Below are 22,094 nucleotides of genomic sequence, written 5' to 3' on the forward strand. Positions count from 1 at the left end.
GACTGCGGTGACCCGCCCCCCTGTGCTCTCGCCACGGCCGAGCAAGGCGCTCATCATCGGCCTGGTGATCTCGAGCGCCTGCGCCCTGCTCATGCTGGCCCTCATGCTGGTCTCCAGCGATCCCAAGGGCTTCGGCCTGTCGGCGGTGATGGCCGTGGCCCCGCTTCCTGTGCTGCTGGCCGCGGTGCTGGCGCTCGACAGGCTGGAGCCCGAGCCCAGGCTCCACCTGTCGTTCGCCTTCGTGTGGGGTGCGGGCGTGGCCGTGGTGGTGGCAATCGCCCTCAGCCTGGCGGGCGAGGCGCTGGTGCTGAGCGCGGGGTACGGCAAGACGGTGGCCGACGACTTCGGCACCGTCATCCTCGCGCCGGTGATCGAGGAGGGCCTGAAAGGCGCGGCGCTGCTGCTGCTCCTGCGCAGGCGCAGGGAGATCGACGGGCTGACCGACGGCATCATCTACGCCGCCATGGCGGGGCTGGGCTTCGCCGCCGTGGAGAACGTCGGCTACTACCTCAGCGCCTACACCGAGAACGGGACCGACGGCGCGGTGGGGCTGTTCGTCTTCCGCGGCCTGATCGCCCCGCTCGGCCACCCTGTCTACACCTCGATGATCGGCATCGGTGTGGCCTACGCCGCCACCCGCCGCACCCCGGTCAGGTTCCTGGCCATCCCGCTCGGCTACCTGGGCGCGGTGGTGCTGCACGGACTGTGGAACGGCGCGGCGACCCTGGGCTCGCTCCCTGCGCTGGGCGTGGTCTACCTGCTCGACCTGTGCGTGATCATCGCGCTGGTCGTGGTGACCGTACGGGAGCGCAAGGCGGTGCTCGCCAAGATCGGCGGCATCCTGCCCGCGTACCTGCCCACGGGGGTGCTCTCTCCTCAGGATGTCGGCATGCTCAGCTCGCTCGGGGCGAGGAGGGACGCCCGCCGGTGGGCGAAGGGGCACGGGCTCGCGAAGCCGATGGCCGACTACCAGCAGGCGGCCACCGAACTGGCCATGCTGCACCTGCGGGCGGAGCGGGAGGCCATGCCCGCCGAGGAGTTCACGACGCAGAGGGAGGCGCTGCTCCACGTGATGGGCGCCTCCAGACGCTGGTAGCAGCGCTCGTCAGCGGCCCCCCGGCGGCCCTCCGCACCGACCCGCGCGCAGCCGGCCCGGCCCCGGTCAGAGCTTGAGGAAGTCGCGCAGGTGATCGAGCACCAGGTCGGGGCGCTCCTCGGCCAGGAAGTGGCCGCAGTCGGGGATCTCCGCACCCCGCACGTCATGGGCGTAGTCGCGCCACACCTCCTCCACCCCCACCCTCGCGGGAAGCCCCGCATCACCCCACAGCGCCAGCACCGGCATCTCCAGTCGCCTCCCAGCGTCGTAGTCGGCGTCGTCGTGCGCCGCGTCGTCGGGGAAGGACGCGCGGTAGTCGTCGAAGCCCGCCCTCAGCGCGCCGGGCTGGGAGAAGGCGCGGTAGTACTCCTCGGCGTCGAGCGCGGCCCGCTGCACGGTCCACTTCTCGAAGAAGTAGCCGAGGTAGCCGCGCACGTCCGCGCCCGCCAGCCGTTCGGGCAGGTCGGGCTGCAGGTGGAAGGTCCAGTGCCAGGTGCCGAGCGCGATGCCTGAGTTCATGTCGAAGCGGCGCCACATCTCCCTGGTGGGGATGATGTCCATGACGACCAGCCGCTCGACCTCGTCCGGGTGGTCGAGGGCGTAGCGGTGGGCGACGCGCGCTCCTCTGTCGTGGCCGACCAGCGTGAGGCGCTCGTGGCCGAGCTGCCTGGCCAGCTCCCGTACGTCGGAGGCCATGGTGCGCTTGTCGAAGCCCGTGAGCGGTTTGTCGGTGCGGCCGTAGCCCCTGAGGTCAGGCGCCACCACCGTGAAGTGCTCGGCCAGCGGGCCGATGAGGTGCCTCCAGCAATGACTGGTCTGCGGCCATCCGTGCACCAGCATCACCAGCGGTCCTTCGCCCTCGATCAGGTAGTGCATGCGCAGGCCGCCGACGTCGGCCATCCGTGATTCCGCCATGGTGTAACTCCATCGTGTGGTTACATGGTTAACCTCATCATAGGGTTAGGGGTATGCGAGCGCGAGACTGGGTCTGGGATGGCGGGCGACCTTCGCTTGATTTCGTCAACACCTACCGAGACCGTAAGGGCGAAGGCCGGGAGCTGCTGCGCGAACCCGCGGACCTCCTGGCCTGGCTCGGCCTGCCCGAGGACCTCCCCCTGGACACCGGCACAGCCGCCCCCACCCCGCCGGAAAGCGCCCCGCGCTCATCCCCAGGGGAGGGACCCGCCGCGACCGGACCCTTGGCGGGGACGAGCGAGGCACACGGGAACGGCCGGGACGACTCCGTCGGGGGTGTAGCCGGCGAAGCGGGTGAAGGCGGTGCCGGTGCGTTGCTGGTGGAGGCCAGGCAGTTGCGGGAGGCCATCTGCCGCTGCCTCGACGCGGCGATGGCGGGCGAGCGCGGCTTCCCCGAGCCGATCAACCGGTGGGCCGCCCGGCGGCAGCCGTCCCTGGTGCGGCTCTCGTCCGACCTCTCGGTCGTACGGCTCCCGCCGCGCGACCCTGTCGTCGCGGCCCTGGCCGAGATCGCCTGCGACGCGATCGAGTTGATCGGCGGCCCTGACCTGCGGCAGGTGCGGGTGTGCGCCTCCCCCACGTGCGGGCTGCGCTTCGCCGACCGGTCAAACGCGGGGTCCAGGCAGTGGTGCTCGATGAAGCGGTGCGGGAACCGCGAGAAGGTGCGCCTGCACCGCGCCCGCCGCGGCGAGCTTTAGCACGATGGACGCGATCAGCGTCACGAGCACCCCCATCTGCAGGCCCAGCGTGCCGACGAGGGTGGCCATGGCCGCCGCACCGAGGGAGGAGCCGACGTAGCGGGCGGTGTTGCTCGCGCCCGACCCCATGCTGACGCGATGCCGCGGCACGCTCTCGATGGCCAGGTGCGCCAGCGAGGAGTTGATCAGTCCGCTCCCCACGCCGCTGACGAGCAGGCCCGCGACGGTCAACGGGAGCGAGAGGTGGCCCGCCACGCCGAGCAGTCCCGCGTATCCGGCGGCGCTCAGCAGCAGGCCGAGGGAGAGGCGCGAGCCGGCGCCGAGCCGTACCCTGCCTGCCAGCAGAGGGGTCAGGAACGACAGGCCGGACCAGATGGCGAGCAGCAAGGCGCTGCCCATCGGGGTCATGCCGTGCGCCGCCTGCAGCACGCTCGGCAGGAAGCCGAGCACGCCGACCACGGTCACGCCGACGATCATCGCGCCGCCCGTGGAGACCAGGAACGAGGGGCGCCTGAACAGGTCCAGGTCGAGCAGCGGCTCATGGCGGCGGCGTTCGGCCGCGACGAAGGCGACCAGCAGCAGCGCGGCGGCGACGAAGGCGACGGCCGCGACCGGACGCGTCCAGCCCTGACGCCCCTCGGTCACGCCCGTGACCAGCGCCGCCACGCCCAGAGTCAGCAGGACCACGCCGGGCAGGTCGAGCCTGCGCGGCTCGGCGGATCGCGACTCCTTCAGCGTCAGGGCCGAAACGATCGCCAGCGCCAGTGCCAGCGCGGACGTCAGCCAGTAGACCGTCCGCCAGCTCCATGCCAGCGTCAGCATCCCCGACAGCAGCGGCCCCACCGTGGTGCCCAGGCCCATCATCGCGCCGTAGGCGGCGGTGGCCCTGAGCCGCGGCCCGCCCGCGGGATGAGTGTGGCCGACGATGCCGAGGCTGGCGGCAAGCATCGCCGCGCCGGCCCCGCCCTGCACCAGCCGCGCGCCGGCGAACACCGGCACGCTGGTCGCCAGCGCCGCCACCACGCCTGCCACCGCGAGCACGCCGGTGCCGATGACGAGCGTCCTCTTGCGTCCGTAGTCGTCGGCCAGCCCGCCCGCGACCAGCAACAACGCCGACAGTCCGAGCGCGATCGAGCTGAGGATCCACACCGGGCCCGTGGGCCCCGCGCCGAGGTCGCGCGCGGTGTCGGCCAGCGTGACCATCGGCAGCGTGTAGGTGGCGAGCACGAGGAACGGCACCGCGTTCAGTTGGTTCATTGAACGAACCTAGCACGGTTCAATCAATGAACTAAAGTGGGGGGCATGGCGCTGGGAAAGAACTACGAGGGGCAGGACTGCTCGCTGGCCAAGGCCCTGGAACTGATCGGGGAGCGCTGGACCCTGCTGGTGATCAGAGACGCGATGTACGGCGTGCGGCGCTACGGCGACTTCCTCGCGCACCTAGACATCCCGCGCGCGGTGCTGTCACAGCGACTGGGCGCGCTGGTGGAGGCGGGCATCCTCGACAAGCGGCGTTATCAGGACCATCCGCCCAGGGAGGAGTACGTGCTGACCGACGTGGGCAGGGAGCTGTGGCCGCCGGTGCAGGCGCTGGCCCACTGGGGTGAGCGCCATCTCAGCGGCACGGGGCCGCGGCGGCTGTTCTTCCACCTGACGTGCGGGACCAGGCTCGACCCCACCGCGTACTGCCCGGCGTGCGGCACGCGGCCTCCGCTGGAGGACCTCGAGGTACGGCCTGGCCCGGGGCTGGAGAGCTCGAGGGACGACGCGGTCAGCGTGGCCCTGCGCGAGCCGCACCGCATGCTCACCCCCCTCCCCTGACCTCCGGCGAGGGGCAGGGGCGCCGGAGGGGTGGGGGCCCTCCGGCCTGGAGGCGAGGTCAGGACTCGCGGTAGTACGGGTCGGCGACGACGCCCTCGCCGCGCTCGTCGGAGAACACGTAGACCTCGCGCCCGTCGACGAACACGCGCAGCGCCCTGCTCATGATGTCCAGCGGGTCACCGGACCAGATCACGACGTCGCCGTCCAGGCCAGGCCTGAGTGAGCCGACCCTGTCGTCCAGGCCCATGATCTTCGCGGGGTTGACGGTGATCGAGCGCAGCGCGGTGTCGCGGTCGAGGCCCTCCTTCACCGCCAGCGTCGCCTGGTACACCAGGAAGTGGATCGGCACCACGGGATGGTCGGTGGTGATCGCCAGCTCCACGCCCGCCCTGGCCAGGATGCCGGGGTTGCGCAGCGAGCGGTTGCGCAGCTCCACCTTCGACCTGCTGGTGAACAGCGGGCCGATGATCACCGGGATCTGCCGCTCGGCCAGCACGTCGGCGATCAGATGTCCCTCGGTGCCGTGGTTGATGATCAACCGGTAGCCGAACTCGTCGGCCAGGCGCAGCGCCGTGGCGATGTCGTCGGCCCTGTGCGTGTGCTGGCACCAGGGCAGCTCGCCGTCCAGGACCCTGCCGAGGATCTCCAGCGTGCCGTCACGGTCGAACGGCTTGCCCTCGCCGGCGGCATGGTCGCGCCTGGCCTGGTAGTCCTGGGCCTTGCGGAAGGCGTCACGGATCACCGCGGCCACACCCTGCCTGGTGGACGGCAGTTTCTTCTGGTCACCGTACACACGCTTGGGGTTCTCCCCCAGCGCGCTCTTCACGCTGACGGGCTCGCGGACCAGCATCTCCTCAACGGTCCTGCCCCAGCACTTCACCGCCACCGTCTGGCCGCCGATCGGGTTGCCCGAGCCCGGCTTGATGACCGCCGTCGTGACGCCGCCCGACAGCGCGTCGGCGAAGCCGAGGTCACCCGGGTTGATCGCGTCCAGGGCGCGCAACCTGGCACCGTTGGGGTCGGTCATCTCGTTGGTGTCCTGGCCGGCCCAGCCGTCGGCCTCCTCGTGGACGCCGAGGTGGCCGTGGGCCTCGACGAATCCGGGCAGCACCCAGCGGCCCTGCGCATCGACGACCTGGACCCCGTCGGGGATCTCGACGTCCCGCCCGACGGCCACGATCTTGCCGTCCTGGATGAGCACAGTGCCGCCGTCAATGGGATCGCCGTCGACGGGCACGACGTATCCGCTGGTAATCGCGATGTTCATGGAGAAAACCTAGCGGAATTGACCACCCCTTTTTCCGCGTATCTCCTCCGCTGTCAGGAGATGTCCGGCATGATGATCCCTTTGATCTGACGAAAGGAAGCTGAGCGTGATCAAGTCGGTTCTGGCGGCGACGCTGGCCCTGGGCGGGATCCTGGTGGCTCCCGCGGCCGCGAACGCCGCGGGCTACACCCCCGAGGGCATCTGCGGGAAGGGGTTCGCCGTCGTCAACAGGGCTCCCGTCGGCTCGTGGGGCACGGTCTACCTCCTGTACAACCGCAGGAACGGGCTCAACTGCGCGGTCACCATCAAGTCGAAGCACACGGGCGTCAGCACCCGCACCTCGGTGGTGCTCGAGGTGGCGCGCCCCTTCGCCAACAACACCCCGCCGTACACCGAGAAGGCTGAGGACTCCAACCGCTACAAGTTCTACGCCGGCCCGGTGAAGCTCCAGGGCAAGGGCATGTGCGTGCGGTTCTCCGGCGCTATCGCCAACCGCCCGACCAAGGCGCAGTTCGCTCGGGGCGGGAACGGCCGCTTCACCAACTGCGGCTGACCGTAGCCCCGTCCACCCGGCCCGACGGCGTGCCGGATGGACAGGGCGCGCGGATCACGGCTCGATGAGACGGCGCGGCCCCGGGCCGTGCTCGGCGAGCGCGTCGCCGGGATTGACCAGCGCGCACTGCTCGAAGGACAGGCAGCCGCAGCCGATGCACTCGGTGAACCTGTCGCGCATCCGCTCCATCTTCTCGATGCGCGCGTTGATCTCCTCGCTCCAGCACGCGGACGCCCGCAGCCAGAACTCCCGCGTCGGCGGGGTGTCCTCGGGGAGGAAGCCCAGCACCCCGCCGATCACCGACAGAGGCATGCCCACGCTCTGAGAGGCGCGGATGAAGGCCACCCTGCGCAGCGTGGTGCGGTGGTAGCGGCGCTGGTTGCCGGCGGTGCGGCGGCTGGTGATGAGGCCCTGGCGCTCGTAGAAGCGCAGCGCGGAAGAGGGCACGCCACTGCGCTCGGAGAGCTCTCCGATGGTGAGTTCCTTGGCTATCACCTTCTCACCCTAGTTGACTTCAACCTTGGTTTAAGTACGAGCCTGAGCGCATGACAAACGCCTCACTGTCCCAGTGGATCAGGAACCAGGCCCACCCGCTCGGCACGCACGATCCCCTCGCCCCGCTGACCGACCTGCGTCCGTTGCTCGACATGGTGGGCGAGGCCCGGATCGTCGCCCTCGGCGCCGCCACCCGCCAGGCCCGCGAACCCGCCGCTCTCGCCCACCGGATGCTGCGGCTCCTCGTCGAGGAGCGGGGCTTTCGCTCGCTCGCGCTGGAGGGCGACGACCCCGAGCGCGTGGGGCTGGCGGAGTACGTCCGCACCGGCAGGGGCGAGCCCCGGGCGCTGCTGGCCGGCGCTCGCTCCTTCTGGCAGACCGAGGAGATCCTCGACGTGGTCCGATGGATGCGCGCCCACAACGAGCGCCATCCCGGCGATCCCGTCAGGTTCGCGGGGACCCCGGACGGCACGCCCCAGGCCGTACGGCTCGACAGCCTCGAGTCCATGGAGCGCTCGCTCGCCGAGCACACGATCCGGTGGCACGAGCACACCGGGGACAGGATCGTCTACTGGGGAGGCATCGCGCACACCGTGGCCGCGGGCCTGCCCCATCGCACGGCGGGAGCCCACCTGAGGGAGCGCTACGGCTCCGGCTACCTCTCACTCGGGCTGACCTTCCACCACGGCTCGCTGCCCGAGCCCGTCCCCTTCCCTCCCGCCCACTACGCCGAGTCCGCCCTGAGCGCCGCCATGCCGCAGACCTACCTCCTCGACCTGCGGGCCGACGCCCCTGAACCGGTCAGGGCCTGGCTCGGCGCGCCGTCCGCCACGCGCGTGATCGGCCCCGGCTACACCACCGAGAGCGACGCCGACCACCAGTTGTCGGACGGCTCGCCCGCCGCGTGGTTCGACGTGATCGTCCACTCTCACGACGTCACTCCCGCCCGGTTCCTGGAGTTCGAGCGGCCTTCACGGTAGGACAGCCTGCGTAGCAGGACCTCAGCGGGGCCGCGGTGTCCCGCGCGACGCATCCACTCCGCCAGCAGGATCGAGACGGTCCAGACGCCGACGGCGACGGCGAACGTGGCGGCGGAGCCCATGTGGTCCCTCAGGCCCAGGGTGAAGGGATAGAACAGCGCCACCCACACCACCGACTGGAACAGGTAGAAGGTCATCGACCGCTGTCCCAGCGCCGCGAGGGCGACGGTGAGCCGTCCGCGGTCGCGTCCGATCCTGGCCGCGACCAGGCCGACGGCGGCTGCCATGCCGATGCCGCCCGCGTATCCGGTGAGGGTGTGCGCGGTGGTGACCGTCCAGGCGAGGGGGTGGGAGGTGGTCGTCCACGCGCCGGTCGCCAGCAGGGCCGCGGGCAGCCTGCCGAGGACGGACACCCCGAGGAAGAGCGCGGTGACCCTGCGCAGCAACGGCAGGTGCCGCTCGGGCTCGTCGAGGATCCGGCGTCTGGCTGCCCAGATGCCCAGCAGCATGCCGGGCACCACGACGACGGTGGCGATCGGCGTCTCGATCGGCCACGACGCGATGCCGTCGGCCAGGTGCGCGCCGAACGTCTCCGCCATGGTGTCGGCCAGCATGAACGGCCTGCCGGCGGCGGCGGCCTCCCGCGCCACCATGCCCTGCCAGGAGATCAGGAGGGTCGCGGGCAGGAGCGTCAGCGCGCTCGTCCACCACAGCGTGGAGTCCCTGGCTCGCACGAGCGGGGTGAGCGCGAGCAGCGTCAGCCCGTAGACGCCGATGATGTCCATCGGCATGAACGCGGCGTGCGCGAAGCCGATGACGGTCAGCCAGAGACTCCTGCGTCGCAGCAGCGTTCTCAGGGAGATCCAGTCGCTGCCCCTGGCGTGCTGGCGCTGGGCCAGCTGCCCGAGCCCGTAGCCGAACAGGAACACGAACATGGCGCGCGCCTGGTTGTCGGTGAAGAGCGATTTGACGAACTGCGCGGCCGTGTTGAGCGCGGCAGGCCCGTGGGCGGGGTCGCTGACGAACACGGGCGCGTGCGCCAGGGCGATGGCCAGCAGCATGAAGCCGCGAGCCAGGTCCGGCGCCAGGGACCGGGCGCTCACGCTCGTGGGCGCAGCGGCGGAGAGGGCGGTGGTCACGCCTGATCCTTCCGGGGGGCTGTGGCGGTCATCCGACACGCCGCAGGGCTTGCTCGCGGCGTTCGGCCACGCTCGATCCCGACTCCCTGCGCGCCATCCTGCGCAGCACGATCGGCGCCAGGACCAGGCCGAGCACGGCCCAGGCGCCCAGCACCCCGACGGTCTCCACGTGCCGCCACGACTCACCGATCTCGACGCCGACCGCGCCGTCCGGCAGCAGGGCCGAACGCATGCCCAGGCCGAGCCAGTAGATCGGGAACGCCTGGGCGATCCACTGCAGCCACTCGGGCAGCGCCGTGATCGGATAGAAGATGCCGGAGATCGCGATCAGGCCCAGGATCGGCAGCTGGATCAGGCCCTGACCGCGGGCGCTGGTGAACACCGAGCCCAGGACCGCGCCGATGGGCAGGGTCGCCACCATGCCCAGCACGAGCACCCATGCCAGGGTCAGCCACGAACCAGGGCCGGCGACGGCCAGGCCGCCGATGATGATCAGCCCTGGAACCAGCAGGATCGTCAGGTCGGCGAGCAGGCCGCCGGAGACCGTGACGACCTTGCCGACGAGGTAGCCCAGCATGCCGTTCGGCGTCGCCTTGGCGCGCAGGAGTGTCCCGTCCTCGCGTTCGGCGGTGAGCAGCTGGCTCATGGTGACCATGCCCATCGCCGCGTTCATCCCCAGGACGCTCGGCAGCATGAGGGTCCCGAGCACGAGCCCGCCGGCCCCGAGCGTCACGTCCCGCGTGAAGTACATGACGACCAGCATCAGGGTGGGCCAGAACAGGTGGCTGAACAGATCATGTCCGTTGGTGAAAGACTGCCGTAGTTCGATCAGGCCTCTGGCCCACCCTGCCCGCACCGCCGTGGTGGTCGGGTTCATCGTGCCGCCTCCTTCGACGCGCGCGCCGCCGCTGCGCCACGGCCGGACTCGGCCTGGCTGACCAGGGTCAGGTAGGTCTCCTCCAGTGAGGCCCTGCGAACCTCGAGTTCGCCGACGGCGTCGCCGTGCTGCTTGAAGAGCTCGTGAACGAACCGGGTGGAGTCGGTGGTGGAGTGCGTCCTGTGCTGCCCGTCGAGGGTCCAGCGCACCTGGTCCTGGCCCGCGATCTGCCGCGCGAGTTCCTCGGCCGAGCCGTCGGCGATGACGCGCCCTCCGGAGAGGATGACGATGCGGTCGGCCAGGTGCTCGGCCTCGTCGAGGTCGTGCGTGGTGAGCAGGATCGTGGTCTGCTGCTCGCCGGCCAGGTTGTGCACGAGGTCGTGGAACTCCCTGCGCGCCTGCGGGTCGAGCCCTGCGGTGGGCTCATCCAGGAAGAGCAGTTCGGGACGGCCGACGATGCCGATCGCCACGTCGAGCCTGCGCCGCTGCCCGCCGGACAGCATTCTGATCTTCTTGTCGGCGTGCGCGGTCAGGCCGACCGCCTGGATGAGTTCGTCGGTGTCCCACGGCCTGCGGACGCGAGGGGTGGAGTAGCAGGCGTAGTAGGCGCCGAGATGCGTGAGGAGTTCGCCGATCCGCCATTTGCCGTGGTCGCGCCACGACTGCAGCACGACGCCCAGCCTGGCCCGCCACTCCTCGTCGCCGCGCGCGGGATCCGTGCCGAGCACCTGGACGCGTCCCGCCGACCGCATCCGGAACCCTTCCAAGATCTCGATCGTGGTGGTCTTGCCCGCGCCGTTCGGGCCGAGCAGGGTCAGCACCTCTCCCTGACGCGCCTGGAAGGTCACGTCGTGCAGGACGTCGGTCGAGCCGTAACGCATGCGCAGGCCGTCCACGTCGAGCACGACCGTGCCGGTGGTCGGTATTAACGATCTGGATAGAGGGTTATTCATCGTGCCTCGTCTCGGCAGAGGGTCTGGAACAAAGGGGACGGCTTCAGCCGCCTCTGTTCGCCGCCGGCCCTCGCGCGAAAGGGCCCGGCAGGGTGCGCGCCATCAGGCCGGCCGGGTCGACGCCGGCAGCGGCCATGCAAGCAACCTTAGTTGACTAATGGCCCCTTAGCAACACAGGTTGCTTAAACGAAGAGGGAGTCGGGCAGCGGCCCGGCTCCCCCTCGACGGAATCAACGGTGACGACGCCGAAAGGGGAGCCGACCCATGGTCGACTCCCCTGACGGACCTGCTATCTACCTGTCAGCGACCTCAGCTGCAGCCGCTGGTGGAGCCGCAGCCCTCGCAGACGTAGCAGCTGCCGGCCGGACGCATCTTGGTGCCGCACGTCATGCACAGCGGAGCGTCCGCGGTGAAGCGCTGGTGGCTCTCCAGCGTCAGCTCCTTCACCTCGCGCACCGGCTCGGGAGCGGCCGGCTGCACCGCCTTGGCCTCGATCGGAGCCGACTGCGCCAGCGCCTCCTTGTCGACCGCGGGGTCCTCGCCGCGCTGCTGCGCGGTGCGCTCGGCGGCGGAGAAGATGCCGAGCGCGGCCCGCTCGTCGTAGGGCAGGTGGTCGAGCGCCAGACGGCGGAAGATGTAGTCCATCACCGAGGTCGCCATCCGCACGTCCGGGTCGTCGGTCATCCCGGCGGGCTCGAAGCGCATGTTGACGAACTTGCTGACGTAGGTCTCCAGCGGCACGCCGTACTGCAGGCCTATGGACATCGCCACGGAGAAGGCGTCCATGACGCCCGCCAGCGTCGAACCCTGCTTGGACATCTTGAGGAAGACCTCGCCGAGCCCGTCGTCGGGGTAGGACGAAGCGGTCATGTAACCCTTGGCGCCGCCCACGGTGAAGCGGGTGGTGACGCTCGGCCTGGAGTTCGGCATCCTGCGCCGGGTCGGGCGGTTGACCTCGATGACCTTGACCTCGGGCTCGGCCGCGGCCTTGGTCTCGTCCTTCTTGGCGCCGTTGCCCGCTGACAGCGGCTGGCCGACCTTGCAGTTGTCGCGGTAGACGGCCAGGGCCTTGAGGCCGAGACGCCAGCCCTCCATGTAGACCTGCTCGATGTCCTCGATCGTCGCCGACTCGGGCAGGTTGACGGTCTTGGAGATCGCGCCGGACAGGAACGGCTGCGCGGCGGCCATCATGCGCACGTGGCCCATGGGCGCGATCGCCCGCTCGCCCATCGCGCAGTCGAAGACCTCGTAGTGCTCACGCTTGAGGCCGGGGGCGTCGACGACGTGGCCGTGCTCGCCGATGTACTCGACGATGGCCTCGATCGACTCCTGCTGGTAGCCGAGCTGCTTGAGCGCCCTCGGGATCGTCTGGTTGACGATCTGCATCGAGCCGCCGCCGACGAGCTTCTTGAACTTCACCAGCGCCAGGTCGGGCTCGATGCCCGTGGTGTCGCAGTCCATCATCAGGCCGATGGTGCCGGTCGGCGCGAGCAGCGACGCCTGGGCGTTGCGGTAGCCGTTCTTCTCGCCCAGCTTGAGGCACTCCGACCACTGCTTGGACGCCTCGGCGTGGATCTTGCCGTCCATCGTGCCGAGGGTGCGCAGGCCGTCGTTGGCGCCCGCGTGCTTGCGTATGACGCGCTTGTGGGCGTCGGCGTTCCTGGCATAACCCTCGTACGGCCCGACGACCGCGGCCAGCTCGGCGCTGCGCCGGTAGGACACGCCCGTCATCAGCGAGGTGATCGCCCCCGCGACCGCACGACCGCCGTCGGAGTCGTAGGCGTGACCGGTCGCCATGAGCAGCGCGCCCAGGTTGGCGTAGCCGATGCCCAGCTGACGGTAGGCGCGGGTGGTCTCACCGATCTTCTCGGTCGGGAAGTCGGCGAAGGTGATCGACACGTCCATCGCCGTGATGATCAGCTCGGTGAGCTTGACGAAGCTCGCCACGTCGAAGCTGTTGTCGTCCCTCAGGAACTTCATCAGGTTGATGCTGGCCAGGTTGCACGAGGAGTTGTCCAGGTGCAGGTACTCCGAGCACGGGTTGGACGCGGTGATGCGGCCGGTCTCCGGGCTGGTGTGCCAGTCGTTGATCGTGTCGTCGTACTGCACGCCGGGGTCAGCGCACTCCCACGCGGCCTTGGCCATCTTGCGGAAGAGGTCCTTGGCGTCGACCTGCTCGATGACCTCGCCGGTCAGGCGGGCGCGCAGGCCGAACTGCTCACCCTTGTCCACCGCGCGCATGAACTCGTCGGAGACGCGCACCGAGTTGTTGGCGTTCTGGTACTGGACGCTGACGATGTCCTTGCCACCGAGGTCCATGTCGAACCCGGCGTCGCGCAGCGCGCGGACCTTGTCCTCCTCGCGCGCCTTCGTCTCGATGAACTCCTCGATGTCGGGGTGGTCGACGTCGAGGACGACCATCTTGGCGGCCCTGCGGGTCGCGCCGCCCGACTTGATCGTGCCCGCGGAGGCGTCGGCGCCGCGCATGAAGCTGACAGGGCCGCTGGCCGTACCGCCGCTGGACAGGAGCTCCTTGGAGGAGCGGATGCGGGAGAGGTTCACCCCCGAACCCGAACCACCCTTGAAGATCACGCCCTCTTCCTTGTACCAGTCGAGGATCGACTCCATGGTGTCGTCCACGGCCAAGATGAAACAGGCGCTGACCTGCTGCGGGCTCTGCGTGCCCACGTTGAACCACACCGGCGAGTTGAACGCGAAAATCTGGTGGACCAGCGCGTGCTTCAGCTCGTGGTCGAAGATCTCCACGTCCTCGTCGGAGGCGAAGTAGCCGTTCTCCACCGCGGTCCTGGTGTACATCCCGACCACGCGGTCGACCAGCTGCTTCAGGCTCCACTCGCGCTGCGGCGTGCCCACGGCGCCGCGGAAGTACTTCGTCGTCACGATGTTGGCCGCGTTGACCGACCAGAACTCGGGGAACTCCACACCACGCTGCTCGAAGTTGATCGAGCCGTCCCGCCAGTTGGTCATGACGACGTCACGGCGCTCCCACGTGATCTCGTCATAGGGATGCACTCCGGGCTTGGTGAAGATCCGCTTCATCTTCAACCCCTTGCGCTTGCCCCCACGCGTCACTGAACCGCTGACCGTCTCCGTCATGACTCCCCCTTCTCGGCTTTCAGTTGCTTGATCTCGGCTTCGAAGTCCGCCAGGCTCTCGAAACCGCGATATACCGATGCGAACCGCAGATACGCCACCTCGTCCAGGTCCCGCAGCGGCCCGAGAATCGCCAGACCGACCTCGTTGGAGGGGATCTCGGCCGCTCCTCTGGCCCTGATGGCCTCTTCCACGCGCTGCCCGAGTTGCGCGAGCGAGTCCTCGGTGACGGGCCTGCCCTGACACGCCCTGCGGACGCCGGCGACCACCTTGTCCCTCGAGAACGGCTCGGTCACTCCGCTGCGCTTGCTCACCATCAGCAGGACCGTCTCCTGCGTGGTGAACCTGCGCCCGCATTCAGGGCAGGTACGGCGACGCCTGATGGCGCCTCCGTCGTCCGTGGAGCGGCTGTCGATGACCCTGGTGTCCGGGTGACGACAGAACGGACAGTGCACCCTTCGCCTCCTCGGCCGCGACATGGGCTCACCACTCGTAAAATGCTCGTCGGCAGACGCTCGCGCCCGCGCCACGGGCTGCCATGGAGCGGTCACGGAAACACAAGTTGTGGTGAACTACATCGGTGTAACTACTAGATGTTGTGGTCCAACCGTAGAAGCGCGCGACCATGAACGCAAGTTGGCCCGGCCCATCCAACCGAAGTCGCTGATCAGCCGCGCTGGAGCCCTGGAACGTCGGCGTGTCGCACTGGTGGGACGGGGATGGGGTTGCGTGACGGGTGTCGCCGATGGCCGAATCACCCTTGGATGGGGGTGATGTGAGGCGGCATGCCGGAGTGTCCAGTACGGAGGCGTGACCGCTTGGGTTCACGTAGATGGAGCAACGGGTCACCCTCCTGGATTCCCCCGGCCACGACCCCTCGCGCCCGCCGTCAGACCCGCCAGAGCACGCCCTACGCTTCAGGGAGCGAATCGACCCGAAGCACGAAACCGGCAACACGCGGCAACCCGAAAGCATGAGGCAACACGGGGCAGCCCGGAACACGGAGCAGCACGCGGCAAACCCGCAAGCATGAGGCAGCACGCGGCAACCCGCAACACGGAGCAGCACGCAAAACTGGCGCCCCAGAGAGCGACCCGAGGGGCGCCCCAGAGGGCCGAATGATCCAGAGGAAGGGCGACCCGACCCGAAGGGCGACCCGACCCGAAGGGCGACCCGACCCGAAGGGCGACCCGACCCGAAGGGCGACAGAGGGGAGAGCGACCCAGCGGAAAGCGCAACCCAGCGGGAAGCGCAGCCCGAAGCACAGAACGACGACCCCGGAGGGCAGAGCAACCCGTTGGAAACTCGGGGCGAGGGCTCAGCCAACGCTGCGGCGGGCTCTCACACCATCCAGGAGGCCGCTCCCCGAGAGGCGGCGTCGTCAGGCTGTGCGGTCCGGGAAGCCCATCGCCCAGCCTCTACCGGGCCTCCGGCGGCGAGACCGGCGGCATCGTGGTCAGCTCCACGATCCCGCCGAGCCTGACCGGTCAGGCAAGGGGCTGACCAACATCTTCGTCGTCAGCGACTCCCAGCAGATGTACGACTCCGTCGGCGTACTGACCTGAGACGCCATCGTCAAGACCCACGGACTCGAGACACGGTCGTCGAGACGCCCGGACCCAAGACACCGTCGTCAAGACGCACGGACCCAAGACACCGTCGTCAGGGCGTGCGGTCCGGGAGGTACAGTCGGCCGCCGGGACGGATCAGTGAGCTGCTCAGGCCGTTGAGCCGCATGATCTCCCCCGCCGTCGCGGCCGTGTCGTCGCCAGGTGACACCGCGGCGGCGATGGTCCACAACGTGTCGCCCTTCTCCACGACCACCCACGGCAGCCCTTCGCGTCCCATGCCCCTCGACTCCTGCGCGATCGCCCAGCTGGTCGCCTTGGCGCCGAGCACGAACCCGCCCAGCGTCAACGCCGCGAACAGCCCCACGAGCACGATCCGACCCCGCCTGGTCAACCTCATCGGAGCTCGCCGAACCGCCTCACCTCGCGGGCCTGCCTCCGCCAGCCGTACGCGCGGGTCGGGCCACCCTCGAGCACGATCTCCCGCCCTTCGCCTGCCGAGCGCCCGCCGGACCCGAAGCACGGCCAGCCGCGGACCCCGCAGACCATCCAGCCCGCGCACAGCACCGCGATTCCTGCTCTGCGGTCGACCGACCCCGTCGCGCGGCCTGTCGACTCGCCCCTGCCTGCCGCCTCGCCCCTGCCTCTCCCCTCGCCCCTGCCTGTCGCCTCGCACCTGGGCCTCCGCACGGCCCCGTCCCGCCCGGCGCCCCTTCCCCACCGGGCGCCGCTGCCCTTCCTCCGAGCGCCGCTGCTCTCTCACCTGCGGGCGTTCGGAGCGCCCGCCTCGCTTCTCCGCGCCCACGTCCGAGTAGGCCAGCCGGAGACCCCGCGCCTCACCACCGACCGGCAGGCCGGTGGATCGGACAGCTCGCGAATCGTCACCCACACGCGAAAAAACCTTCCCCTCAGCATTGGCGGGCGGGCGGGCTTGCCGAACGGCTCCCGCGCCGGCTCGCAGACGCGCCCACCAGCCCGACTTCACCTCATCGCCGACCGGCCGGCGGCTGGGCCGACCTGTGCCTGCGTCACCGCGAGACCGGGAACGGATCCACCGGTCTCCTCTGACCTCCGCGTCGCCCGGCGGGCGCGTCGATCCGCCGTCCCGCACCTCAGCGATTCCCCTGGGCCCACTCGTCACCGCCCCCAGCCGTTCCGTTCTGCCTCCCGTGCCGGGTTCGCGTCGCGGCCGCACCGGCTCCTGGCTCGCGCCGCCTTGCAGTACCCGCAACCGCCTGTCCCCCGACCGGCCTGCCCCCGTCACAGGACGCTCCTCACCTCGCCCCCCGCCACCCCGCCGAGCCCCCGCACGGCGCCCCCGCCGCTCCGACTCGACCTCGTCCACCGTGCTACGACGCTTCTCGTACGGCCCGGCCTCCCTCACCGTGCTGCGACCTCCCCCGTACGGCCCGGCCTCCCCCACCGTGCTGCGTTCTCTGCCGTACGACCCGGCCACCGTGCTGCGATCTGTCCCATACGGCCTTCCCGCTTCCCGCGCCCCTCGGCCTCCGCGGTCAGCCCCGACCCTGCCCCTCGCTTTGCCACCTTCGCCATCCCGCCCCGTCTCCTCTCTTGCCCCGCGGCCTCCCCCGTCCGACGCCATATCCCCCCTCTCCCAATGGCCTCCGCCACCCCGCTCCCCCGCACCCCGCGCTCCGTGACCCCCGCCATCCCGCTCCCCCTCACCCCGTCCTTCATGGCCTCCGTCAACGCGCTCCCGCCGGCCCTGGCCTGCGCGACCGCCGCCATCCCCTACCGCCGCGCCTCGTCCTGCACGATCTTCGTTATCGAGCTTCCACTCACCCCGTCCTGCACGACCGCCGCCGTCACGCACCGTGGCACTCCTCGCCCCGCGACCCCCGTCAACACGTTCCACCTCACCCCGTCCTGCACGGCCTCCGTCAACGCGGTTGCGCCCACCCCCTGCACGACCGCCGCCGTCACGCACCGTCGCATCCCTCGCCCCGCGACCCCCGCCATCCCGATCCGCCCCACCCCGTCCTGCACGACCCCCGCCATCCCGTACCGCCGCGCCCCTCGCCCCGCGACCCCCGTCAACACGCTCCGCCGTGGCACTCTCTCTGCAGCCTTCACCGTCCGGGTCGGCCTCCTGCCATGCCCGGCGGGCTTTCCCGTACGCCCCGGTTTCGCCCCGCACCCGATGGCCACCCCCTTGCGACGGCGCGCTCTGCCTCGACCTGGAGCCTTCGCCGTACCGTTCTGCGGCTTCTGCGCTCCTTAGCCCATCCGGCTCCGGACCCACGCCACCAGGCGCACTGGGTGTCTCAGCGGCAGCGGGGGCGGGGTCGGCGCGACCTCGGCCTCTGGAACCCGCCTGACGGTCGTGCTCCATTGGGGGGTCGCAGGCCGTACCGGCGAATGAGCGGGGTGGCGGCACCAGACGGAGGCGGCGCGCGCCCTCGGGGGCGCGCCGGCGCTCCTCTCTCGTGATGTCGGCGATCAGGGTGAGTTGGCTGTCTTGGCTGGTTGAATCTGTGCTTGTGGTCGCCCGCACTGATGACCTCCCGCCACCGTCGACCCACGGAAAAGGTCGAATAAAGATCAGCGAATCGAACACGGTGTCGATCGAACTCCCGTACGATGTTGTACACCACGTCGCCGACGATTTCGAGGAAGACTCGAACAATTGTTTGAAGTTGATCTCAATCGGCGGTACGGTCGCTGTGTGCGACATGAAGACCACGGACCGGAAGGCGCGCCGATGAAGCGGGCCGCCGGGCGAGGAGGAGAGCATGAGCGAGCGGAGTGACGACAACGGCGTCAGCGACCTTGCGGTTCGCCGTCGCGACTCCCTGGGCCTGACGCCCAGGCAACGCAAGATCCTTGAGGTGATCCGCGACTCGGTGCAGCAGCGGGGCTACCCGCCGTCCATGCGCGAGATCGGCGAGGCTGTGCAGCTGACGAGCACGTCCAGCGTCTCGCACCAGCTGACGGCGTTGCAGCGCAAGGGCTATCTGAGGCGTGATCCACACCGGCCCCGCGCTCTTGAGGTCAGGCTGCCCGGCGAGCCGGTGCTGTGGGTCGACCCCGACGGCGGCGTCGACGAAGCCCCGGTGAACAGGCCGACCGCGGCGTATGTTCCGCTGGTCGGGCGCATCGCCGCCGGTGGTCCGATCTTGGCCGAGGAGAGCGTCGAGGACGTCTTCGCGCTACCCAAGCAGCTGGTCGGCGAGGGCACCCTCTTCCTCCTCCAGGTCACCGGTGACTCGATGATCGAGGCGGCCATCGCCGACGGGGACTGGGTGGTCGTACGGCAGCAGCCGGTTGCCGAGAGCGGCGACATCGTGGCGGCCATGATCGATGGCGAGGCGACGGTGAAGACGTTCAAGCGCAAGGACGGCCATGTCTGGCTGGTCCCGCACAACTCCAACTACGACCCGATCCCCGGCGACGAGGCCAGCGTCCTGGGCAAGGTCGTCGCGGTTCTCCGCCGCCTCTAGCCGCGGGGCTCTCCACCGCTCGATCGGCCTCTACTGGGAGACGGCCGATCGAGCGGCCCGTGGTGCATGCCGCACAGCTCTCCAAGCCCGCGACCTTCAGCCCTTCGAGAAGGCCGTGAGGCGCGGGTGCCACACGGTTCCTCGACCGCGAGAGGTCGTGAACTTTCTACAGTCCGATCGCCGGGCCAGGTTGGCTGGCTGCCCGGGCTCGGGCGCTTGACGTGCGGCTTCCCATCGTCCGAATTTCGCGCGAGCCCCGTAATCGAGTATCGCGATTGCTCGAGTATCGTGCGAGCTCAGGTTGCTAGATCGCCACGCCGGTCCGACGGCCGATCGCACGGCTTCCTATTCATGTCGCGTATCTCGCCCACGTCTGAGCGTCGTGCGACCGCGGTTTGATTGAACGACGCATGAGACAGCAAGCGCGGCCTGCTCGGACGATGCCTGAGCGCCCTACAGGCGCGACGGTTCGCCAGTGCCTGTGGCATCACGCGAACGCGGGCTGTCGGGTGGCATATGAGGTAGCGAGCGCGATCTGTTCGAACGGTGCCTGGGCGCTCAACAGCTCGGGCTGATCGACCAGTGTCTGAGGTGTCGTGCGAACGCGGTCGGATCCAACGGCGCGTGAGGCAATGATCGTGGCCTGCGCGAACCGTGCCTAAGTGTTGCATCTGGGGCTGTTCGAACGGCGTCGGGCACATGCCTCGGCAGCGTGCACGCGGAACGCCGGATGATGCCGCCCCTGAGACGGCGGGTTGGGCGTCGGTGAGGTTGAGGCTCACGCAGGATCTTGCAGCCTGGCATGCCTGTCGGCCTCGCGGTCAACCCATGGCTGACATGAGAGTCCACCTCGCGGTCGGTCAATGGGCTGGCAGGAGAGTCCACGTCGCGGTCGGTCAATGGCTGGCATGGGCCGTTTCACAGTCAGTCATCGGGTACGGCACGAGCCGAGAGGTCGCCGAAGATCTCGCCCTCGTCGACGACGAACGAGACGTCGTCCACCCTCGCCTGGTCGCGAGGCCGTGGCGCGTGTCTCACCTCGCGGCCTGACGGGGTGAGCGCATGGCACCCCTCCCCTCATCGCTTGCAGCATCGGAGCGCAGTCTTGGGTCGCTCGATCGGTCCTCCGGCGGGGGCGTCCGATCGAGCGGCCCATCTCAGTGGACTCTCGAGGCGGCAGCGACCCCTACGATTCCTCCGGGGCTCGCCGGAAGGGCACGTCTCTAGCGAGAGGAACTGGGGAAGGGGCGTGGAGACGACCTGGCCGTACTGACACCAGAAGTGAACCAGCCACCCTAAGCGAATTGAATGGCACGCCCCCTGAAGCCGCGCCCAGGAGCGCCTCCGGGCTCGGCTGCTGCGCCCTGCCGTCCTGCGAAGACGGCCGGACCTGCGCTCCCTCGGCTGAGCAGTCTGGCGGTGCCCCCGTACGGCGCGGCGCACGGTGGCGACACGCCCACTCCTCAAGCGAGCTGCGCGAGCCCTTGGCGGACCACTGCATTCCACAAAAGGTCACGGAAGCGGTTAAATCCTGTGATATTGGATCACCGACATGATGTTGGAATCCAGAAGGGACGCCTTTCGTGCGATTGTTAACCCGCCTGATGGCGGTCACCGCCTCGACGGTGACCGTGCTGTCGGTGACAGCCGCCGTCTCCGCCGCCGCGGTTCCCGAACTCGTGGTCAACGGCACCTTCGGCAGCGGCACCGCTCCCTGGTGGAAGTCCGCCAACACCACGATGGCCCTGGACGCGGAGCGTCTGCGCGTCAACGTCCCGGGCGGCACCGCCAACCCGTGGGACGCCATGATCGGCCATAACGACATCAAGCTGACCAGCGGCAAGGCCTACAAGCTGTCGTTCGACGCCTCGGCGTCCGCTCCGGTCACCGCGGTCACCACCGTCCAGCTCGCGAACCCCCCGTACACCAACACTCTGACCAAGACGATCTCGCTCACCACGACGAGCAAGCGCTTCAGCTTCCCGTTCACCTCAAGCCTGAGCACGTCGGGCGGCCAGGTGTCGTTCCAGCTCGGCAAGAACGCGGGCTTCAGCTTCTACGTGGACAACGTCTCGCTGACCGAGACGTCATCGACATCACCGTCGCCTACTCCCTCCCCCACGACGACACCCACGACGTCTCCTACGACGACGCCGAAGCCGGAGGAGCCGGGCTCAGGGCCGGTCGCCATGACCGACGGCTTCTATGTCGATCCGCAGTCCAATCCGGCGATCTGGGTGCGCGCCAACGCGGGCGACTCCAGGGCGGCGCGCATCAAGTCGTCGATCTCGGACAAGCCGATGGCGCGCTGGTTCGGCAACTGGAGCGGCGACGTCGGCGCGGCGGTCTCCCGCCACGTGGCCGCCGCGGACGCCGCGAACAAGCTCCCGGTCCTGGTGGCCTACAACATCCCCGGTCGTGACGCCTGTGGCGGCCACTCGGGCGGCGGCGCGGGCAGTGAGTCGGCGTACAAGACGTGGATCTCCGCGTTCGCTTCCGGGATCGGCAACCGCCCGGCGATCGTCGTCATCGAGCCCGACTCCCTCGGCGACTTCGGCTGCATGACCGACACCGCCATCCAGGCCCGTAACCGCATGCTGGTGTACGCCACCCAGCAGTTCCGCGACAAGGCCCCCAACGCGTGGGCCTACCTCGACGGCGGCAACGCCGGCTGGGTCGCGGCGGGGACGATGGCGACCCGCCTGAAGAACGCGGGCGTCGGCAACATCCGCGGCTTCTCGGTGAACGTCTCCAACTACTACACCACCGCCCAGTCGGCCACCTACGCGAGCTCGGTCAACGCGTCGCTCGGCGGCACCGCCACGTTCGTGATCGACACCAGCCGCAACGGCAACGGCTCCAACGGGGAGTGGTGCAACCCCGCGGGCCGCAAGCTCGGGACCCCCACCCAGCTCGGCGGTGACGGCGGAGCCGAGATGCTGCTGTGGGTGAAGATTCCCGGCGACTCCGACGGCAACTGCGGCATCGCGCCGAACATCCCCGCCGGCCAGTTCAGCCCGGCCATCGCCATCCGCCTGATCGACGGCACCTGACCAACGCGTGAGCGCCCGGCCCGCGCGAGAGCGGGTCGGGCCAT

General features: G+C 69.6%; 20 protein-coding genes. 9 read left to right on the forward strand and 11 right to left on the reverse strand.

What is annotated here, in order from left to right:
- Nucleotides 1–7: 7 nt before the first annotated feature.
- Nucleotides 8–1,096, forward strand: coding sequence for a PrsW family intramembrane metalloprotease (locus ABFX50_RS17055; RefSeq protein WP_346147476.1), 1,089 nt, complete (start codon nt 8–10; stop codon nt 1,094–1,096).
- Nucleotides 1,097–1,162: 66 nt separating this feature from the next.
- On the opposite strand, the gene ABFX50_RS17060 is transcribed toward ABFX50_RS17055, so the two are convergent.
- On the reverse strand, nt 1,163–2,011 hold the full coding sequence (locus ABFX50_RS17060) for an alpha/beta fold hydrolase (RefSeq protein WP_346147478.1): 849 nt from the start codon (nt 2,009–2,011) through the stop codon (nt 1,163–1,165).
- Nucleotides 2,012–2,064: 53 nt separating this feature from the next.
- Here ABFX50_RS17060 and ABFX50_RS17065 point away from each other — a divergent pair, with 53 nt between their 5' ends.
- Nucleotides 2,065–2,769, forward strand: coding sequence for a CGNR zinc finger domain-containing protein (locus ABFX50_RS17065; RefSeq protein WP_346147479.1), 705 nt, complete (start codon nt 2,065–2,067; stop codon nt 2,767–2,769).
- On the opposite strand, the gene ABFX50_RS17070 is transcribed toward ABFX50_RS17065, so the two are convergent.
- Nucleotides 2,677–4,026, reverse strand: coding sequence for an MFS transporter (locus ABFX50_RS17070; protein WP_346147481.1), 1,350 nt, complete (start codon nt 4,024–4,026; stop codon nt 2,677–2,679). The two genes, ABFX50_RS17065 and ABFX50_RS17070, sit on opposite strands and share 93 nt — an antisense overlap.
- Before the next feature lie 45 nt (nt 4,027–4,071).
- Here ABFX50_RS17070 and ABFX50_RS17075 point away from each other — a divergent pair, with 45 nt between their 5' ends.
- Nucleotides 4,072–4,590 (forward strand): winged helix-turn-helix transcriptional regulator, encoded by a 519-nt coding sequence (locus ABFX50_RS17075; RefSeq protein WP_346147483.1) that lies wholly within the window; start codon nt 4,072–4,074, stop codon nt 4,588–4,590.
- Between the two features lie 58 nt (nt 4,591–4,648).
- Here the strand turns inward: ABFX50_RS17075 and ABFX50_RS17080 are convergent, their stop codons facing one another.
- Nucleotides 4,649–5,857: an amidohydrolase gene (locus tag ABFX50_RS17080; protein WP_346147485.1), complete on the reverse strand. Its 1,209-nt coding sequence runs from the start codon at nt 5,855–5,857 to the stop codon at nt 4,649–4,651.
- 106 nt (nt 5,858–5,963) lie between these two features.
- Between ABFX50_RS17080 and ABFX50_RS17085 the strand changes: the two genes are divergently transcribed.
- Complete coding sequence (locus ABFX50_RS17085; RefSeq protein ID WP_346147487.1) at nt 5,964–6,410, forward strand: hypothetical protein; 447 nt, start codon at nt 5,964–5,966, stop codon at nt 6,408–6,410.
- A 54-nt stretch (nt 6,411–6,464) separates the two neighbouring features.
- On the opposite strand, the gene soxR is transcribed toward ABFX50_RS17085, so the two are convergent.
- Nucleotides 6,465–6,905 carry a redox-sensitive transcriptional activator SoxR gene (gene soxR / locus ABFX50_RS17090; protein WP_346147489.1) on the reverse strand — a complete coding sequence of 147 codons (441 nt, stop codon included), beginning with the start codon at nt 6,903–6,905 and terminating at the stop codon, nt 6,465–6,467.
- A gap of 50 nt (nt 6,906–6,955) precedes the next feature.
- On the opposite strand from soxR, the gene ABFX50_RS17095 reads away from it, so the two are divergent.
- Nucleotides 6,956–7,885, forward strand: a complete 930-nt coding sequence (locus ABFX50_RS17095) for an erythromycin esterase family protein (protein ID WP_346147491.1) — start codon at nt 6,956–6,958, stop codon at nt 7,883–7,885.
- Here the strand turns inward: ABFX50_RS17095 and ABFX50_RS17100 are convergent.
- From ABFX50_RS17100 to nrdR, 5 genes are all read right to left on the reverse strand, one after another.
- Nucleotides 7,834–9,024 (reverse strand): DUF418 domain-containing protein, encoded by a 1,191-nt coding sequence (locus ABFX50_RS17100; RefSeq protein ID WP_346147493.1) that lies wholly within the window; start codon nt 9,022–9,024, stop codon nt 7,834–7,836. The two genes, ABFX50_RS17095 and ABFX50_RS17100, sit on opposite strands and share 52 nt — an antisense overlap.
- Nucleotides 9,025–9,052: 28 nt before the next feature.
- On the reverse strand, nt 9,053–9,901 hold the full coding sequence (locus ABFX50_RS17105) for an ABC transporter permease (RefSeq protein WP_346147494.1): 849 nt from the start codon (nt 9,899–9,901) through the stop codon (nt 9,053–9,055).
- The gene (locus ABFX50_RS17110) at nt 9,898–10,854 is read right to left on the reverse strand and encodes an ABC transporter ATP-binding protein (RefSeq protein WP_346147496.1); all 957 of its coding nucleotides are present in this window, start codon (nt 10,852–10,854) and stop codon (nt 9,898–9,900) included. Before ABFX50_RS17110 ends, ABFX50_RS17105 begins: the two co-directional genes overlap by 4 nt.
- Nucleotides 10,855–11,163: 309 nt before the next feature.
- Nucleotides 11,164–13,971 carry a vitamin B12-dependent ribonucleotide reductase gene (locus tag ABFX50_RS17115; RefSeq protein WP_346147498.1) on the reverse strand — a complete coding sequence of 936 codons (2,808 nt, stop codon included), beginning with the start codon at nt 13,969–13,971 and terminating at the stop codon, nt 11,164–11,166.
- Nucleotides 13,968–14,423, reverse strand: coding sequence for a transcriptional regulator NrdR (nrdR, locus tag ABFX50_RS17120; protein ID WP_183647109.1), 456 nt, complete (start codon nt 14,421–14,423; stop codon nt 13,968–13,970). The genes ABFX50_RS17115 and nrdR overlap by 4 nt, the downstream gene beginning before the upstream one ends.
- A gap of 933 nt (nt 14,424–15,356) precedes the next feature.
- Here nrdR and ABFX50_RS17125 point away from each other — a divergent pair.
- Nucleotides 15,357–15,533, forward strand: a complete 177-nt coding sequence (locus ABFX50_RS17125; protein ID WP_346147500.1) for a hypothetical protein — start codon at nt 15,357–15,359, stop codon at nt 15,531–15,533.
- A 97-nt stretch (nt 15,534–15,630) separates the two neighbouring features.
- Here the strand turns inward: ABFX50_RS17125 and ABFX50_RS17130 are convergent, their stop codons facing one another.
- A complete protein-coding gene (locus ABFX50_RS17130; protein ID WP_346147501.1) occupies nt 15,631–15,936 on the reverse strand; it encodes a LysM peptidoglycan-binding domain-containing protein in 306 nt (101 codons plus the stop codon).
- Nucleotides 15,933–16,226: a hypothetical protein gene (locus tag ABFX50_RS17135; protein ID WP_346147503.1), complete on the reverse strand. Its 294-nt coding sequence runs from the start codon at nt 16,224–16,226 to the stop codon at nt 15,933–15,935. The genes ABFX50_RS17130 and ABFX50_RS17135 overlap by 4 nt, the downstream gene beginning before the upstream one ends.
- Before the next feature lie 928 nt (nt 16,227–17,154).
- Here ABFX50_RS17135 and ABFX50_RS17140 point away from each other — a divergent pair.
- From ABFX50_RS17140 to ABFX50_RS17150, 3 genes are all read left to right on the forward strand, one after another.
- Complete coding sequence (locus ABFX50_RS17140) at nt 17,155–17,778, forward strand: hypothetical protein (protein WP_346147505.1); 624 nt, start codon at nt 17,155–17,157, stop codon at nt 17,776–17,778.
- A 511-nt stretch (nt 17,779–18,289) separates the two neighbouring features.
- Nucleotides 18,290–18,997 (forward strand): transcriptional repressor LexA, encoded by a 708-nt coding sequence (gene lexA / locus ABFX50_RS17145; protein WP_346147507.1) that lies wholly within the window; start codon nt 18,290–18,292, stop codon nt 18,995–18,997.
- A gap of 1,583 nt (nt 18,998–20,580) precedes the next feature.
- Complete coding sequence (locus ABFX50_RS17150; RefSeq protein ID WP_346147509.1) at nt 20,581–22,050, forward strand: glycoside hydrolase family 6 protein; 1,470 nt, start codon at nt 20,581–20,583, stop codon at nt 22,048–22,050.
- Nucleotides 22,051–22,094 lie beyond the last annotated feature (44 nt).

The sequence above is a fragment of the Nonomuraea recticatena genome (assembly GCF_039533245.1).
Lineage (GTDB): Bacteria > Actinomycetota > Actinomycetes > Streptosporangiales > Streptosporangiaceae > Nonomuraea > Nonomuraea roseola.

Excerpts from the sequence above, each read along its gene's own strand:
- ABFX50_RS17130 (WP_346147501.1), bottom strand. The coding sequence starts at position 15,936 with ATGAGGTTGACCAGGCGGGGTCGGATCGTGCTCGTGGGGCTGTTCGCG.
- ABFX50_RS17095 (WP_346147491.1), top strand. The coding sequence starts at position 6,956 with ATGACAAACGCCTCACTGTCCCAGTGGATCAGGAACCAGGCCCACCCG.
- ABFX50_RS17065 (WP_346147479.1), top strand. The coding sequence starts at position 2,065 with ATGCGAGCGCGAGACTGGGTCTGGGATGGCGGGCGACCTTCGCTTGAT.
- ABFX50_RS17140 (WP_346147505.1), top strand. The coding sequence starts at position 17,155 with ATGGCCTCCGCCACCCCGCTCCCCCGCACCCCGCGCTCCGTGACCCCC.
- ABFX50_RS17115 (WP_346147498.1), bottom strand. The coding sequence starts at position 13,971 with ATGACGGAGACGGTCAGCGGTTCAGTGACGCGTGGGGGCAAGCGCAAG.
- ABFX50_RS17060 (WP_346147478.1), bottom strand. The coding sequence starts at position 2,011 with ATGGCGGAATCACGGATGGCCGACGTCGGCGGCCTGCGCATGCACTAC.
- ABFX50_RS17070 (WP_346147481.1), bottom strand. The coding sequence starts at position 4,026 with ATGAACCAACTGAACGCGGTGCCGTTCCTCGTGCTCGCCACCTACACG.
- lexA (WP_346147507.1), top strand. The coding sequence starts at position 18,290 with ATGAGCGAGCGGAGTGACGACAACGGCGTCAGCGACCTTGCGGTTCGC.
- ABFX50_RS17105 (WP_346147494.1), bottom strand. The coding sequence starts at position 9,901 with ATGAACCCGACCACCACGGCGGTGCGGGCAGGGTGGGCCAGAGGCCTG.
- ABFX50_RS17080 (WP_346147485.1), bottom strand. The coding sequence starts at position 5,857 with ATGAACATCGCGATTACCAGCGGATACGTCGTGCCCGTCGACGGCGAT.
- ABFX50_RS17075 (WP_346147483.1), top strand. The coding sequence starts at position 4,072 with ATGGCGCTGGGAAAGAACTACGAGGGGCAGGACTGCTCGCTGGCCAAG.
- ABFX50_RS17110 (WP_346147496.1), bottom strand. The coding sequence starts at position 10,854 with ATGAATAACCCTCTATCCAGATCGTTAATACCGACCACCGGCACGGTC.